Here is a 15278-nt window from a genome sequence, read left to right as displayed (position 1 = left end):
CGGAGCCTGGGAGCACTTTCGGCAGCCGCCCCGCGATCGCGGGGACGGCCCCCAGGACGGAGACCGACAGTGAATCTGAGACGTGTCGCACGAGGACTGCTCACGGCGTTGGCCGGGGCGACGGCGTTCGCCGCGGCGGCCGTGGTGCCGGGCACGACCCCCGCGGCATCGGCCGACGCGGCCAGCACGGTGGTGTACCAGGCCGGCACCGGCGGTTACTCGTGCTTCCGCATCCCCGCCATTGTCAAGGCCAACAACGGCGACCTGCTTGCGTTCGCCGAGGGGCGCAAGAACAGCTGCGCCGACGCGGGTGACATCGACCTGGTCATGAAGCGCCAGGCCAAGGGCAGCTCCACGTGGGGGCCGCTGCAGATCGTGATCCAGGGCTTCGGCGACACGAAGGGCAATCCGACACCCGTCGTCGTGCCGCCGACCGCGGACGAGCCCGACGGCCGCGTCGTGCTGCTCTCGGTGATGCAGTGCATCGCCCCGCACGCCTCGTGCGGCCGGACACCGCGCGTGAGCATCAGCAAGGACAACGGCTCCACGTGGGCCGCGCCCCAGGTCCTGACCACGCAGCTCGGCTTCACGGCGCCGCCGAGCTGGCTGGCGACCGGGCCGTCGCACGCTTCGGTGCTCACCCGCGGTGCGCACAAGGGCCGCCTGGTCGCCGGCATGAGCTACCAGGTCAACGGCTCCGCGCCCGACACCGGCGCCATCGTCTACAGCGACGACCGCGGTTCGACGTGGCACCTCGGCGCCCACGACGCGAGCACGAACAACAGCACCCTCAACCCGCAGGAGATCAGCCTCACCGAGCTGCCCGACGGCAAGATCTACGCCTCGGCGCGCAACAACGCGGGCACGATGTGCTCCACCGTCGAACGCGCGTACGCGATCAGCTCCGACGGCGGCCAGACGTTCAGCCAGAAGTTCGTGACCGAGCCGGGCCTGGCGAAGACGCCCGACGTGCAGGGCTCCACGCTCGCGATGAGCGCGACGGACACGGGCGGCGCCTACACGCGGCTGATCTTCGCGGGCCCCTCGGTGTGCGACCACCGGCACGCGCTGCGCATCCGTTCCTCGTTCGACGAGGGCGGCAGCTGGCAGGGTGACACCGACGGGTTCCTGGTGTGGAGCCAGGACGCGGCGTACTCCGACCTCGTCTCGCTCGGCACCGGCTCGGCCGGCGTGCTCTTCGAGGGCGGCCCGCAGGGCAACTCCAGCGCGGCGATCCGCTGGGCGAAGTTCACCGACGCGAACCTGGGCGCCCCGGCGTGCGGCTCGGGTTACGGCGTGATCGACCAGGGCTCGCTCGGCACCGCGGGCACGGTGTACCTGTCCTACAACGCGGCCACCGGCAAGAACTGCGTGAGCACGATGAAGAACGCCGCCGCGGGCACGCCGTCGCAGACCACCGCGTACCTGCAGGTGCAGGGCAGCACGAAGCAGACGGACTCCGGCTCGTTCTCCTGGTTCGCCGGCCCGGTCACGGCCTCGGCCGCCGGCAAGTGCGTGACCTGGGGCGGCTCGGTCGGCACCGCGAAGTTCGACGCCCCGCTCGGGCACTGCGGCTGACCGTTCTTCCGGCGCTGACAGCGAAAAAGGGCTGAGGGTGGTCGTGACGACCACCCTCAGCCCTCGGTCCTGCTCGGTGTCAGCGCTCTTCGCGGAAGTCCACGTGCTCGCGGACGACCGGGTCGTACTTGCGCAGCACCATCCGATCCGGGTCGTTGCGGCGGTTCTTGGTCACCACATACGTGTACCCCGTGCCGGCGGTGGAACGCAGCTTGATCACCGGGCGCAAAACGCTCTTCGCCATCGGTTCTCACCCCTTCCTGCTCGTGGCGGTCACCGGGTTCGTCCGGCTTCCGCAGTGGGTGTAACGGTGGGAGGGGGCGGAAAAGTCCCGGGGTGAAGTGGGCGGGGTCACGTCCCGTTGCGGCAGCCTGGTGTCCGTCCATTTCGGACGCGCGCGCTGGGGATGCGGTCCTCGCGGGGCGGCTTGCGTTGGGGAAGCACCCCGAAGCCGGATTGTGCTGACGGCCACGACACCTGTACTCCACCGCGATGGCCCCTCACCCGCCGAGGAAGTCCGCCTTCCGGATGGTCGCATGAACGCCCTTGACGACGTCGACGACCTGGGAGATGCGGAAATCGGTGGCGGCCGACAGGTAGGCGTACGCGTTCGGTGCGTCCATGCCGTAGCGAATGCCGAGCAGGGCGATCGCGGCCCGGACGGCGTTCTGCATCGCGACGTCGAGGTCCTCGTCCAGGCCGGTGGGGATGAGGAACTCCGCTGTCTCCGCGATCGGGGCCACGAGGTCGCCGAAGTCCCGTACGGCGCTCTCGCGGGGGATCACGTCGAAACGCACGGTGGCGCGCAGGCTGGCTTCGAGCGCGGTGAGGCTGACCTCGCCGTCGCCCTGGGCGAAGTGGGGGTCGCCCACGTAGGCGAGGGCCTCGTCGACCTGCACCGGGAGGTAGAGGGTGGCGCCGGTGGTGAGCATCCGGATGTCGAGGTTGCCGCCGTGTGACCCCGGGGGGACGCTGTGGGGTCGTTGGTTGCCGGCCACTGCGACGCCCATGATCCCGAGGAAGGGGGCGAGGTCGAAGCGGGCCGGCCCGATGACCCCTTTCCCGTCGACGACGGGGGTGAAGACGCTGTGCACCTGCTGGTCGCCGAGCGGGTAGGTGCCGGGGAGCGCGCCCTTCGCGTGGCGGTTGCTGACCACGCCGTAGGGCACGCGGGGCAGGGTGTCCTCGACCGTGATCGCCAGCAGGTCGCCGGGCAGCGCGCCGCTGACAGCGACCGGCCGCGACACCACGTGCGGCCCGTCGACGCCGAACGCATGGTCGGGCTCTCCCGCGGGGCCGCTGGCCGCCAGCGAAATCGCGTCTTCGAGCACCTCGGCGACGCCGTACGCACTGAAGAACGCCTTCGGGTCGCGCCCCTGGTCCTCGAGGATGCCCTCGTGGCTGATCGTGTCGAACGTGACGCTGGAGCCACTGTCGACCGTGAGCACAGGGCTGTCGGTGGCGCACGGCAGCCGGCCCCACAGGACGTGGTCGAGCGTGCTCGGCAGGTATGCCGCCGCCCGGATCGGCCCCGTGCCGGGCTGCAGCGCCGGCATCGGATCCCCGGTCACCGCCCTGCGCCTTCCCGCGACTGACCCGACGTCGCTCCGACGGCAGCGGTGGCGAAGTCGACCGATTTGGCCAGGCGCAAGAGATCGTGGTCGCGGCCGGGAGAAGCGACCAGACACAGGCCGCACGGCAACCCCTCGCTGGTTCTCAGAGGAATGCTCAAAGCGGGCGCGCCCGCTATCGACGCGAGGCAGGTGAGCCGGAGCGTTGCTTGCCGCACAGACTGGATCTCGGCATGCCTGAGCGGAGCCACGGTGGGGGTCGTCGGCAGAATCAGCACCCGGCCGGCGAGGGTCTCTCGGATCTCGGTCCGCGCCGAGGAGACCACCTCGGCCGCCGCGAGGGCTTCCTCGGAAGTGACGGTGCTCGCGTAGGCGAACCGGTCGCGTACGTCGGCGCCGAGATGCTCTTCTCGCCCCTGGATCCAGTCGCCGTGCGACTGCCATGCCTGGAACGCCTGGAGAGTGCGGAAGGCCTCGCTCCAGACGTCGAGTGGTGGCCGCCATTCGTCGTCCATCCGAGCGCGGCTCGGCAGGACCGCCAGGACCGCGGCGGCGACGCTGGGCTCCGCCTGATCGATGAGCGCGGTGGCGGCGACGTAGGCCGTCTCTCCCGTCGCCTGCTCCCGCGTCTGACTCCTGGTCTGGCGTGGTGGCAGCAGCACGCCGCCGACGCGGGCCAGGGTCTCGGCGTCGCGGGCCAGCCACCCGACGGTGTCGAAGGCGGGTGCCAGCGGCATCATGCCCTCGACCGGGACGGCGCCGTGCGTCGTGCGAAGGCCGTAGAGCCCTTGGTAGGAGGCCGGCACCCGGATGGAGCCGGCGGTGTCCGACCCGAGACCCACGGTCGCGTGTCCCAGGCTGACCGCACTCGCAGGCCCGCTCGTCGAGCCTCCCGGGTGTCGACGCGGCGCCCGGGGGTTGGGCGGGGTGCCGTAGTGGTGGTTGTCGCCCGCGATGGAGTACGCGAACTCGTCGGTCTGGGCGATCCCCTTGAGAGAGGCGCCGGCGTCGAGGAGCCGCTGCACGGCCGGAGCGTTGACCCGCGCCGGCGAGGCCTGGGCGAGCCTGGTGGGGTTGCCCGCCCCGACGGGGAAACCGCGGACTTCGAAGATGTCCTTGATCGCCACCGACTCGCCGGCGAGCGGCCCGTCTTCGCTTCCGTCCGCGCGAGCGACCAACGGATTGCCGACGATGCGCCAGATCCTCGTGTCAAGGGCCGGCGCCGGCTGATGGACGTGGGCGACGGTCACCCGCCACGCTCCGTCGATGCGTTGCCACAATTGAGTCTGCTGGCCCCGTCCCCCGGCTTCGAACTCGGTGACGGCCACGACCATCGCATGGCTTTCGTCGATCGGCCGTACGTGGATCCCGACGATGGAGCGGCGTGCGGCACCGCCACGCGCGGCTCGGAACGAGCTGATCTCGTGGTGACCGACCAGCAATCCTGCCGCATCGCCTCGAAGCGTTGCGCTGCCCGGAGCGAAGAGCCGAGCCAAGCCGGCCAGATCGTTGTCCATGAGTGCGTGTTCGTAACTCCAGAACGCCTGCACCAGACCGTCCTGGGGAGGAATGGGGATGCTGGATATCAACGTTGCCTCTCTTGCTGTTCGATCCCGTCTCGGAGCTCAGCCGATGACCTGGGTGTCAGTGCGGTGACGAGCCCTGCGCTCAGCCGGGAGCGGCTCGCACCGGATCCGGCCTCCCGAGGTCCCGCCGGGACGTGTCGAAGTTGGGTGGGGTCTGGAGTACGGGGCGGAGTCTGGTGAAGGTGAGCCGCCCGCGCTTGAGGCCCCACAAGGGCTCGGCGATGGTGGCGACCGCATTGGCCGCGCTGTCGGCCGGCAGACAGATCAGGTCTGCCGGCGCTCCTTCGACCAGGCTTGCCGCGCTGCCGGGGTCGACCACCCGGGCCGCGCCACCGGTCACCAGTGAGAAGGCCTGTTCGAGGCCCTCCCCTGCCAGGTGGGTGATGTTGGCGTAGAGGTTGGCCATCCGGATCAGCGACCCATCCCCGTAGGGAGTGAAGGCGTTCAGGACGTTGTTGGTGGCCACCGAGCATCGCAAGCCGTTGCCGATGAGGGATTTCACGTCGAGCACTCCGCGGGGCTTGGCGTGACCGAGTGCCCTGCCCATGAGGAACAGGTCGGTGGCCGGCAGCACGGTGAAGGCGAGGTCGGCGTCGACGGCCAGCGCCGTCAGTTCGGCGAAGCGTTGCGGCGTCACGAAACTGAGCTGGGTGACATGCCCCACCGTCACCCTGCCCTGCATCCCGTGCTGGACGGTGCGCCGGCAGACCTCCTCGAGGAGCATGCCGTCGGCGGTCTCGGCGAGGTCGAGATGGAGGTCGATGGGGACGCCGAAGTGCCGCGCCCGCTCGAAGATCCAGTCGAGCTGGCCGAGCGGGTCCACGTCGGCGTACGGCGCACCACCGAGGACGGGGGCCCCCTGTTCCAGAGCGGCCTCGATGAGCGCCTTGGTCTCCTCCGACCGGGTGAGGCCCTCTTGAGCGAAAACACAGACCTCGACGTCGACGTAGTCGCGCCATTCTTCGGCGACTGCGTTGATGGCACGGAAGGACGTCAACGCGACGACGTCGTCGACCTCGACCTGAGTGCGGACGCGGGTGGTGCCGTGGAGGACGCAGTCGCGAAGCGTCTGCGCGGCCCGCTGGTGGACGTCGTCTTCGGTGAAGCCCTTCTTCAGTTCTGCCGTCTCGGTGATGGCCGAGGCGAGCGTGCCGTCGAAGTGGCGGTAGCGAGCCATCAGCCGGGACTTGTCGAGGTGCAGGTGAGTGTCGACAAAACCAGGGGTCACCAGGTTGCCGCCGGCGTTCAGTGCTGCTCGGCCCGCGAGACCGGGTGCCAGGCGACGCACGACTCCCCGGGAGATCCCGATGTCGATCGGGGCCTCGCCGGACGCGACGCGGGCGGACTTGACGACCAGGTCGTAGACGGTGTTCTTGATCGCGTCGTGGTCCTCGTGACGGCTCATGTTTCCCAGCGCTCTCAGGATGTCTCGGCGGCGGGAAGCGACTCCGCGCGGTGGATGTGGCGGATGCGGGCGAATCGGTGCCTCAGACCGGTGAGGGACTCGCCGCGGCTGAAAGCGTCGAAGCCGACCGCGGCGACGATGACGCAGCCCTGGACGATGGATTGCCAGTAGGCGTTGATGCTTGCCTGGTTGAAGAAGTTCTGGAGCACGGCCAGGATCGCCACGCCGGTGAGGGCTTGCCAGACTCGGCCCTGTCCGCCGATGAGGGAGACGCCGCCGATCAGTGCGGCGGCGATGACCTGCAGCTCGATGCCGGTGCCGATGTTGGCCTGTCCCGAGCCGACCCGGCCGACGTAGAGAATGCCGGCCACTCCTGCGGTCACGGCGGTGATGACGTAGGTCAGCGTGCGGGTGAGGTCGGTCCGGATCCCGGAGATGTAGCTGGCGGTGTTGTTGCCTCCGGCGGCGTAGAGGTCTTGGCCGTAGGTGCTGAAGGTGAGAACGATCGTTGCCACAAGGGTGAAGCCGGCCAGGACGAGGGCGCTGACGGGGAACACGCCGCCGATGCGGCCGGAGCCGAGGTCGGCGATGAGCCCGGCGTGGACGGAGTACGTCGCTCCGCCGGAGTAGAGCAGGGCTGCGCCACCGACGATCTGCGAGCTGCCGAGGGTGGCGATCAGCGGGTTGATGGCGAGTTTGGTGACCATGAGGCCGTTGGCCAGCCCGACGACCCCGGCGATCGCGAGGGTGATGATGATGGCGAGGAGTGGCGGGTTGTGGAGGGCGAGCGCGGAGCTCACCGTGGCCGCGAGCGCGTAGGTGGCGCCGACCGAGAGGTCGAAGCCGCCGCTGATGAGGCAGAAAGTCATGCCGAGCGCCATGACGGCTATGGGCGTCCATTGGTCGCTGATGTTGACCAGATTGCCGGCGGTCAGGAAGCTGCTTTGCCCGCCGGCGATCACGACCATCACAACGAGGGCGAGGACGATGCCATAGCGGCGGCCGGCCAAGCGGATGGTGTTCAGATAGGTCACGAGGCTCCCTCCGTTACGGCGATGGGGGTGGGTTCGAGCAGCATGGCTGCGTACACCTGGTCGCGGCCCTGGGTTCCGGCGGCGGTCGCGACAATCCGGCCGTGTCGCATGACCAGGACGCGATCGCAGAAACCGAGGAGGTCATCGGTCTCCTCCGAAGCGATCAGGACCGCCGTGCCCTGGGCGACGGCGCCTTCGACGACACGGAAGATCTCGTCTTTGGCGCCGACGTCGATGCCCCGCATGGGCTCATCGACGAGCAGGACCCGCGGGCGGGCGTGGAGGAGCCTGGCGAGAACGACCTTCTGCTGGTTCCCGCCGGACAGGGTGCCGGCCGCTGCTTTCAGACGATGAGCGGGGAGGCTGACCGCGGCACCGCGGTCGGCCGCCGCAGCGAAGGCGTGCTTGCGCATGACGAGGCCGCACCGTGCGGGCCGTGCGATGGTGCTGACAGTCATGTTGGTCCAGGACAGTTGACGCAGGATCAGGCCCTGGGTGCGCCGGTCTTCGGGTGCGAGAGCGATTCCTCGGGTGAGTGCCTGGCGTGGAGTGCGGGGCCAGGCCGTGCCACGCCCGTCCACGTGCATCTCCCCGCCGAGCACAGGCTCCAGTCCTGCGATGGTTCGCAACAGACGGGTGCGTCCGGATCCCACCAGCCCGACCAGGCCCACGACCTCGCCGGGGCGGATGCAGAGGTGGTCGATGCGCAGCCGTCCGGGTGTCACGATGTTGCGCACCTCCAACGCGGGAGCGGCTTTCTCGCTGTCCGGGAGGCGCGGACGGTTGCGAGTCACCGCGTTGACCGAGCGACCCACCATGGCGGTGGTCAACGAGTCCACGGTGAAGGTTGCTGCCTCGCCGTGGGCCACGACCGCGCCGGCCCGCAGGACGGTGATCTCGTCGCCGAGCTCGAGCACCTCCTCGAGGTGGTGGCTGATGAGCAGGACCGCGGTGCCCCGGGAGCGAAGCAGCTTGATGATGGCGTGGAGTTTGAGGCGTTCCCGGGCGCCGAGCGCGGCGGTGGGCTCGTCGAGGACCAGCACGCGGGACTCGTGCCGGAGCGCGCGGATGATCTCGATCTGCTGCTGCACGGCGACCGGCATCCCCAAGCTGGCGCCGGTGGTGGGCACGTCCAGCCCCAGCTCGGTGCACAGCTGGGTGAAGGCCGACACCATCCTGCGCCGTCTGCGGATGCCCAGGACGTGCATCTGCCGGCCCAGAAAGACGTTGGCCACCGGGTCCAGACCGGGGACGAGGCTGGGCTCTTGGTGCACGGCGGCGATGCCGAGCTTCCTGGCGTGGCGAGGACCGTGCAGGTGCACCTGGTGTTCGTCGAGGGTGAGCGAGCCGGCGTCGGGTTTGACCACGCCGGTGAGCATCTTGAGCAGCGTCGACTTCCCCGCGCCGTTGGCGCCGACAAGACCGTGCACCGTCCCGGCGCGCAGTGTGAGCGTCACGCCGTCGACAGCCTTGATTCCCGGGTAGGCCTTGTGCAGGCCCACCGCAGCCAGCACCCCGGACCCCGGAGCGCGTTCACTCCCGTCCCGGGCGTGCGCCACGCCCGGGACGGCACCCAGATCGGGACGGGCGATGCTCATCCCACGCTCCAGGTCGACGTGAAGCCGGCGGCGTTGGCCTTGGTGATGACCGGGTCTCCACCGTGGAACATCGGGTCCTTGAGAACGTTGTAGACCTTCGTCGTGGGGTCGAAGCCGGGGACGGTGAGCTTCTCGCCTTGCATGGTCTGGATGGCGGCTTGCAGTGCCCGGGTGGCTTCCTCCACGGGCAGGCCGGCGACGTCGGCGTAGACCTGTCCCGCCTTCACCATGTCGACCACGTTGGCGGCTCCGGCGAGCGAGACGACCTTGATGTTCCCCAGCTTTCCGGTGTCGATGAGCCACTTCATCGAGGGTGTGGCGGTGTTGTCGTCGCCGAAGACGATCCCGTTGACGTCGGGATGGGCCTGCACGATGTCCTGGGTGGCCGCGAGGCCGGTGGCCCCGTCCCAATTGCCCGGGACGGTGGCGACCAGGTCGAGGCCGGGATACTTCTTGAGCTCGTCGAGGAAGTTCTGGGTGGTCAGCTGGACGATCGAGCTGCCGGCCGGCCCCGGGAGATAGGCGACCTTGCCGCCGTTCGGGAGCGCCTTGTGCATATACCCGGCGAAGAGCCGGCCGGTCTCGGACTCCAGGCGGCCGAAGAATCCGATGGTGCCGGGCGAGTACAGATCCTGCACGTGGCCGCAGATCGGCGTGTTGTAGATGGAGACGATCAGATGCTGGGCGGCGTCGGTCAGCGCTCTGCACACCGACTGTCCGTCGATGGCCTCGACGACCAAGGCCTTGTACTTGCCGCTTGAGACGGCGTCCTGGATCTGAGTGAGTTGTTTGCCGGAGTCGAAGTCGGCGCTGAAGACGTCCATCTTCACGCCGTCCTTCGCCGCCAGTGCCTTGGCGGCGTTCGTCGCCGACTGGAGGTAGGAGTTGCCGAGGCCATCGGTGAAGAAGGCCACCGCACCACTCGAGGAGCCACCGCTCGCACCGGAGTCCGAAGAGCCGGCAGAGCTTGACGACCCGCAGGCCGCGAGGCTGACCGCGGCCAGCGATCCGATGATCGCCGCAGCGATCAGGCGGGAACGGGGTCGAGTCGCCGGTCGGCTTTTCGGTGGAGTGATTGTGGGCATGGCTGAGAGACCTTTCGCTCGCTGAGGAGTCGCGCCACGACGGTGCGGATGGCGCTCAGAGGTGCGCGCCGGCTCCTCGTTGAGCCGCACCGTTGTGTTCGGGGAGGTGTGTCGGGCTTGCGCCGATCGTCGGCGCGGTCGGCGCCAAGCCCTGTCGGTGGCTCACAGGGCGGTGTATCCGCCGTCGACGGCGAACGCGGTGCCTGTGACGTAAGAGGCTCCCGGGGATGACAGGAAGACGACCGCCTCGGCGATCTCTTCGGGCTTGCCCAGTCGGCCCATCGGCGTACGGGCCGCCACCTGGTCCGCGTTGTCCTTTCCGGACTGTTCCATGATCACGGTGTCGATTCCGCCGGGGTGCACCGAGTTGACGCGGATGGCGTCGCGGACGTGTGCCATCGCCGCGTGCTTGGTCAACACCGTGACGCCGCCCTTGCTGGCGTGGTAGGCCGCGCCACCTTCGGCACCGACGAGCCCCCAGATCGAGGAAGTGTTGACGATCGAGCCACCGCCGTTGGCGATCATCGCCGGGATGACGGTGCGCATCCCGAGGAACACACTGGTCAGGTTCGCGGCGATGGTGCGGCTCCAGCCCGGCAGGTCCTCCTCCGTGATCGGCGCGCCGTTGAAGACGCCCGCGTTGTTGAAGAGCACGGTCGGCTCGCCGTAGGTCGACCGGCACGTCTGCAGAGTCTGCTGCCACTCGGCCTCGGAGGTGACGTCGTGGATCACGAAGCTGACTTCGAGGCCGCGGCCGGTGAGTTCGGCCGCGGTCTGCTTCCCGACCTCACCGAGCAGGTCGGTCATCAGCACCTTGGCACCCTCCTCGGCGAGCCGGCGGGCCGTGGCCGCGCCGATGCCGTTGGGGTGCGCGGTCCCGGTGACGATGGCGACCGCACCGGTCATGCGACCGGTCACGCCACGCTCCCGAAGATGTGGTTGATCCGGAACACGTTGCCTTCCGGATCGGTCAGCACGGCCTGGTACCAGCCGTAGGAGGTTTCGTAGGGCTCCTTGACCAGGGTGGCGCCCGCGGCGACGGCTGAGTCGATCAGGGTGTGGACCTCGTCGTGAGAGCCGGTCTCGAAGTTGAGCAGGAAGCCCGCGCCTTGGGTCTCGCGCAGGGGTTCCAGGTGAAGCAGGTCGTAACCCTCCGGGGAGAGGAACCCCAGGCCGCTCGCGCCGGTGGAGAAGCCGCGGAAGACGTTGTTGCGCATCTGCTCGACCTCACTCAGGCCGAACAGCTCGGCGTAGAACCTGGGCAGGTCCTCAAGGTTCTTGGCGAAGACGTTGACCCAGTTCAGGACGCCGGCGCTCGTGGTGGTGGTCACGCGACCTCCTCCTCGTCGATCTGCTGCTGCGCGAACTTGGCGGCGAGGTACTCGCCGTTCTTGATCGGGGCGTACTTCGGCGGCCGGTCCGGGCCCTGGCAGGTGGGGATGCACTCGATGACCGCGTCGTAGTTGGGCTGGAAGAACATGACGATCGAGATGCGCCTGTTGGTGGGAACGACGGTGCGCTCGGGGTTGACGACGCGGTGCATGGTGGAGACCCAGGTGTCGTTGGTCCACCGCGCGAGGGAGTCGCCGATGTTGACCACCAACGAGTCCGGGATGACCGGGACATCAACCCACTCACCGGCCTTGTTGAGCACCTGCAGGCCTCCGGAGTCGACCGCTTCCTGCCACAGGACCGTGAACGCGGTGTAGTCGGTGTGCTGGCCCACCCGCATCTGTCCCGCCAGTGGCGGCTCCTCCTGAGCGGGGTAGTAGTTGACGCGCATGATGCTGGTGTGCTTGTCGATCTTCGGGAGGAAGTAGTCGGGCTCGAGGTCCAGCGCCATCGCGAAGACCTGGCTGAGCAGCTGAGCCGTACCCGTCATGGTGTCGAACATGTCGGTCAGGACCGGCTTCATCACGTTCGGCGTCTCCGGCCACACGTTCGGCGCGAACGCAGCACCACCGGCCTCGTGGTAAGCGTCGGCAGGCACATCGGACGGCCCGACGTCGAAGAGCTCCTTGATGTCCGGCGGAGCGGCCATGTTGTCGAGCTGCGCCAGCGACTCCACACCGAGCCCGATGTAGCCGCGGATGTGCGAGGGGTCGGGCCGGCCGGCCGCGGCCTTGACGGACACGTCCTGGGAGAAGAACTCCAGGCTCGTGTCGTAGGCGGTCTTGATCTTCTCCGGGGCCACGCCGTGCCCCTTGATGACCAGGAAACCGATGTCCCGGCAGGCCCGCCCGACCTCGTCGGCGATGCGCCGGCGGGTGGTCTCGTCTCCGTCGCGGAATCCGCTGAGATCGATCAGGGGAACGTCAAGAAGCGTCATCGTGCTCACTCACTTTCTGGCCGGCCGGCCGGATATCTGGCTCGGATGTCTGGTGCTCAGTTGTCGTTCTGGGAGCGAACGAACATCTCCAGGAGGTGCTCGCCGGACGTCGTGGTCGGGTACTTGGGCGTCGCACCCTCCGGAAGGCAGCTGGGGATGCACTCGATCACTGCGTCGTAGTTGGGGTTGTGGAAGAAGATCAGCGACTGCCGCCGGCTCGTCGACGCCTGCTCGGCCGGGGGGTTGACGACGCGGTGGAGGGTGGACACCCACTCGTCGTTGGTCCAACGGGCCATGAGGTCGCCGATGTTGACGATGAAGCAGCCCGGGAGAATGGGGACATCGCGCCACTCCCCTTCGGCGTTGCGGACCTGGAGCCCGCCGGGGGCGTCCTCGGTGGCCAGGATGGTCAGGCTGCCCCAGTCGGTGTGGGCGCCGGCCCGGATCTGGCCGGGCTCCGCCGGGTTGTCGGTCGCGGGGTAGTTGCGGACGCGGAGCCTGCTGATGTGGCGGTCGAGCTTGTCCTCGAAGTACGACTCTTCCTCGCCCAGCGCCAGCGCGAAGGCCCGCATCAGCTCGTTCGCCAGCTCCGACATCGCCTCGTAGTACTCGGTCCAGATCTTCCGGAACTCCACCGGCTCGTCAGGCCAGAGGTTGGGGGCGAAGTGCCGGCCCGCTGCCGGCGCGAACGCGTAGTCGTCCGGCGGGACGTCGATCGGCCCGATCTGCATGCTTTCGTTCAGATCGCCGGCTTTGGCGTTGAGGTCACGAGAGCGGCCGATGGACTCACCCGCCACGCCCAGGTAGCCGCGCAGGACGCCGGGCTGCGGCTTGGCCACGCTCAGCTTCCGCTCCGCGGGGAGGTCGAAGAACTGACGTGAGATCTCCCTGGTGCGCTCGATGAGCGCCGGGTCGACGCCGTGCCCGTTGATCACGAGGAAGCCGATGTCACGGCACGCGCGGTCGACCTTCTTCGCGACCTTGGCGCGCGCCTCGGCATCGCCGGTGAGGAACGGGTTCATGTCGATGACGGGAACGTCAAGCAGCTTCATGTCTGGAAGCTCCTGTCCGGGTGAACTGGGGGCCGGCGGAGTTGCGCGCAGCGCACGCTGTCGCGGGGATCCTGGCCCGGGGGCGGAATGTTCCTGCGAGGAACAATGGCCAGTAGTTATTACCGGCTTCGCATGCTCGTGTTTCGCATGGGTGAACTGTTCCCATGGGGAACATTGGTTGCACGGGCGAGGGCGAGCCGGTGAGCGTCCGCCGATATGATCAGGACGACGGATTCGCATGGCGGAGAGCAGGAGCAGATGGATCAGGGACGCAGTGACCGGATGCTCGGCGCCCTGGGCGCCGGGATCCGGGAGCGTCGGCAGTCGCTCGGGCTGACCCTGAAGGATGTCGAGGGAGCCACCGGGCTGTCGCATCCGTTTCTGAGCAAGATCGAGCGGGGCCTGTCGCGCCCGAGCATGCGCACGCTGACGCTGATCGCGGACGTGCTCGGCACTACGGCACACGCGCTGGTCGCGCTGGGCAGCGCGGAAGACTTCGGCGGAGTCCAACGACGCTCGGCCCTGGAGGTCGAGCACAGCACTGGTATGGCCCGCTTCCTCGTCCGCGGAGCCTGGCCCTTCCTGCCGGTCGAGTACCGCTCAGGGCCCAGCGAGTTCGAGGAGTACTACACACATGCCGCCCGCGAGATGATCTACGTCGCCACAGGGCGGTGCGAGATGGAGGTCGAGGGCCACGGCATCTTCAAGCTGGGTGCCGGCGAGAGCCTCTTCTACGGCGGCCATGTCAAGCACCGATGGCGGCAGCTCAACAAGGGCTCACTTCGTGTGCTTCTCATTCAAGAAAGCCTTGAAGCGACGGCGACTCTCGGGCCGGACCAGCCAGAACACAGCCGGCCGTCCAGATAGCACAGGTCGATCCAGACGGCGGCTTTCATCGCTCGCGCGGACAGGTCGCGAACTCGAACCCGTCCCCTGTCGGACCCCGGTCTGGGACGCGGACAGGGGTTGTGCGCTCTCGCTATCCCGCACACCCGGTGATCGTTTCTGGTAAGGACTTCTCGCCGCTCTTGTGCTGCCGGCGGGCTCGGAGCGCGCCCCGCAAGCTCGAACGAAGTCCGACGGCCGCAGGGAGGCTTCGGATCGGGGTGCCGGGGTGGTTCTCGGTGCGGGGCTTGTCAGCCGGCAGTTGGCGAGGTGCGGCGCGCGGCTCGGGTGCGGGGCTTGGTTGCGTTGTCGGCCGGCGGTTGGCGAGGTGCGGCGCGCGGCTCGGGTGGGTGGCGAGTTGGTTCGGCGGGCGGCCGTCGGGTGGGGCCAAAGCGCCCCAATGTGGCATTCGGTGCGCGCAACGCACCCAATGTGGCGTTCGGTTGCGTTGAGCGGAACCACTGTGGCGAGGTGGGCGGGGTCGCGGTGATGGTGAGCCGGTGCGCGGTTCCGTGTTCGCTGAGGCACGCCGGCTCGGGTCGGAGCGCCGGGTCAGTGGGTGCAGGCGGCGCAGGTCTGCGCCGCGGGTTCGGCCGGGGCCGGTGGGCGCCGGGGGCGGGGCACGGCGGCCGCGAGGCAGGGCCGGCACGAGGCGGCCGGAAGGGCGGGTTCGGTTCGTTTCGGTGGGGCGATGGGCGCGGGCCGCACTCGGGGCAGGACCTCGGCGACGGCGCGCAGTTCCTCGGCGAGCCGCGGCGGCGTGCGGGCGGCGGGTGCGGGGCGCAGGGCGGGGCGGCGGCGCAGTACGAGCAGCGCCGCCGCGAGCGGCCCGCCTGCCAGCGGCAGGCCGGCGACCACCATCGCGAACAGTCCCATCACCGACCCCAGAGGTGCGCGGACACCGGCACCGTGACCGCTCGGCTCGGCGGTCCGTCCCCCGTGCTTCGCGGGGTAGCCGATGCTAGCGCCGGTTGCCACGTGGCCAACAGGATCACCACCCGGCCGTGGTGGCGTCCGCCTCGTGAACGTCACTTGACATGGCGAGGGAGATTCGTCACGCCCGTGTCGCCATTGCCCGGTCGGCCACGAAGCCGTGGCACGAACGACCCTTTTCGCGCGGTGCCCCATCTTCTACAGAAGCGCGCAGACGGGATC

The 15278-nt window shown here is 69.0% G+C and carries 14 protein-coding genes; 2 read left to right on the top strand and 12 right to left on the bottom strand.

Translation table 11 applies throughout. The features are described 5' to 3' along the window. Window positions 1-69: 69 nt before the first annotated feature. Window positions 70-1578, top strand: a complete 1509-nt coding sequence (locus tag ACFY1H_RS34130; RefSeq protein ID WP_386953353.1) for an exo-alpha-sialidase — start codon at window positions 70-72, stop codon at window positions 1576-1578. Window positions 1579-1657: 79 nt separating this feature from the next. Here ACFY1H_RS34130 and rpmG read toward each other — a convergent pair whose 3' ends face one another. The 11 genes from rpmG to ACFY1H_RS34075 form a co-directional block, all read right to left on the bottom strand. After that, window positions 1658-1822: a 50S ribosomal protein L33 gene (gene rpmG, locus ACFY1H_RS34125; RefSeq protein WP_220239238.1), complete on the bottom strand. Its 165-nt coding sequence runs from the start codon at window positions 1820-1822 to the stop codon at window positions 1658-1660. A gap of 256 nt (window positions 1823-2078) precedes the next feature. Continuing rightward, window positions 2079-3149, bottom strand: coding sequence for an acetamidase/formamidase family protein (locus ACFY1H_RS34120; protein WP_386953350.1), 1071 nt, complete (start codon window positions 3147-3149; stop codon window positions 2079-2081). Continuing rightward, window positions 3146-4699, bottom strand: a complete 1554-nt coding sequence (locus tag ACFY1H_RS34115) for an amidase (RefSeq protein WP_386953348.1) — start codon at window positions 4697-4699, stop codon at window positions 3146-3148. Before ACFY1H_RS34115 ends, ACFY1H_RS34120 begins: the two co-directional genes overlap by 4 nt. A 118-nt stretch (window positions 4700-4817) precedes the next feature. Continuing rightward, on the bottom strand, window positions 4818-6140 hold the full coding sequence (locus tag ACFY1H_RS34110; RefSeq protein WP_386953345.1) for an amidohydrolase family protein: 1323 nt from the start codon (window positions 6138-6140) through the stop codon (window positions 4818-4820). Window positions 6141-6154: 14 nt separating this feature from the next. After that, window positions 6155-7150 (bottom strand): ABC transporter permease, encoded by a 996-nt coding sequence (locus ACFY1H_RS34105; protein WP_386953342.1) that lies wholly within the window; start codon window positions 7148-7150, stop codon window positions 6155-6157. A 20-nt stretch (window positions 7151-7170) separates the two neighbouring features. After that, window positions 7171-8772 carry a sugar ABC transporter ATP-binding protein gene (locus ACFY1H_RS34100; protein WP_386953339.1) on the bottom strand — a complete coding sequence of 534 codons (1602 nt, stop codon included), beginning with the start codon at window positions 8770-8772 and terminating at the stop codon, window positions 7171-7173. Further along, window positions 8769-9947, bottom strand: coding sequence for a sugar ABC transporter substrate-binding protein (locus ACFY1H_RS34095; RefSeq protein ID WP_386953336.1), 1179 nt, complete (start codon window positions 9945-9947; stop codon window positions 8769-8771). The genes ACFY1H_RS34100 and ACFY1H_RS34095 overlap by 4 nt, the downstream gene beginning before the upstream one ends. 72 nt (window positions 9948-10019) lie before the next feature. Continuing rightward, entirely contained in the window at window positions 10020-10775 is a 756-nt protein-coding gene (locus tag ACFY1H_RS34090) for an SDR family oxidoreductase (protein ID WP_366577965.1), read from the bottom strand. Next, window positions 10772-11188, bottom strand: coding sequence for a VOC family protein (locus tag ACFY1H_RS34085; protein ID WP_366577963.1), 417 nt, complete (start codon window positions 11186-11188; stop codon window positions 10772-10774). The genes ACFY1H_RS34090 and ACFY1H_RS34085 overlap by 4 nt, the downstream gene beginning before the upstream one ends. Beyond that, complete coding sequence (locus ACFY1H_RS34080) at window positions 11185-12186, bottom strand: isopenicillin N synthase family dioxygenase (protein WP_386953332.1); 1002 nt, start codon at window positions 12184-12186, stop codon at window positions 11185-11187. Before ACFY1H_RS34080 ends, ACFY1H_RS34085 begins: the two co-directional genes overlap by 4 nt. A 56-nt stretch (window positions 12187-12242) precedes the next feature. Next, on the bottom strand, window positions 12243-13238 hold the full coding sequence (locus ACFY1H_RS34075; protein WP_386953329.1) for an isopenicillin N synthase family dioxygenase: 996 nt from the start codon (window positions 13236-13238) through the stop codon (window positions 12243-12245). 216 nt (window positions 13239-13454) lie between these two features. Here ACFY1H_RS34075 and ACFY1H_RS34070 point away from each other — a divergent pair, with 216 nt between their 5' ends. Next, a complete protein-coding gene (locus tag ACFY1H_RS34070) occupies window positions 13455-14105 on the top strand; it encodes an XRE family transcriptional regulator (RefSeq protein WP_366577957.1) in 651 nt (216 codons plus the stop codon). Window positions 14106-14675: 570 nt separating this feature from the next. Here the strand turns inward: ACFY1H_RS34070 and ACFY1H_RS34065 are convergent. Further along, window positions 14676-14999 (bottom strand): hypothetical protein, encoded by a 324-nt coding sequence (locus ACFY1H_RS34065; protein WP_386953325.1) that lies wholly within the window; start codon window positions 14997-14999, stop codon window positions 14676-14678. Window positions 15000-15278: the final 279 nt, after the last annotated feature.

It is taken from the genome of Amycolatopsis sp. NPDC001319 (genome assembly GCF_042896185.1).
GTDB lineage: Bacteria > Actinomycetota > Actinomycetes > Mycobacteriales > Pseudonocardiaceae > Amycolatopsis.
Note: the sequence above shows the minus strand (reverse complement) of the source record. Positions and strands in the feature narration are given on the sequence as shown.

Excerpts from the sequence above, each read along its gene's own strand:
- ACFY1H_RS34065 (WP_386953325.1), bottom strand. The coding sequence starts at position 14,999 with ATGGGACTGTTCGCGATGGTGGTCGCCGGCCTGCCGCTGGCAGGCGGG.
- ACFY1H_RS34110 (WP_386953345.1), bottom strand. The coding sequence starts at position 6,140 with ATGAGCCGTCACGAGGACCACGACGCGATCAAGAACACCGTCTACGAC.
- ACFY1H_RS34100 (WP_386953339.1), bottom strand. The coding sequence starts at position 8,772 with ATGAGCATCGCCCGTCCCGATCTGGGTGCCGTCCCGGGCGTGGCGCAC.
- ACFY1H_RS34075 (WP_386953329.1), bottom strand. The coding sequence starts at position 13,238 with ATGAAGCTGCTTGACGTTCCCGTCATCGACATGAACCCGTTCCTCACC.
- rpmG (WP_220239238.1), bottom strand. The coding sequence starts at position 1,822 with ATGGCGAAGAGCGTTTTGCGCCCGGTGATCAAGCTGCGTTCCACCGCC.
- ACFY1H_RS34070 (WP_366577957.1), top strand. The coding sequence starts at position 13,455 with ATGATCAGGACGACGGATTCGCATGGCGGAGAGCAGGAGCAGATGGAT.
- ACFY1H_RS34080 (WP_386953332.1), bottom strand. The coding sequence starts at position 12,186 with ATGACGCTTCTTGACGTTCCCCTGATCGATCTCAGCGGATTCCGCGAC.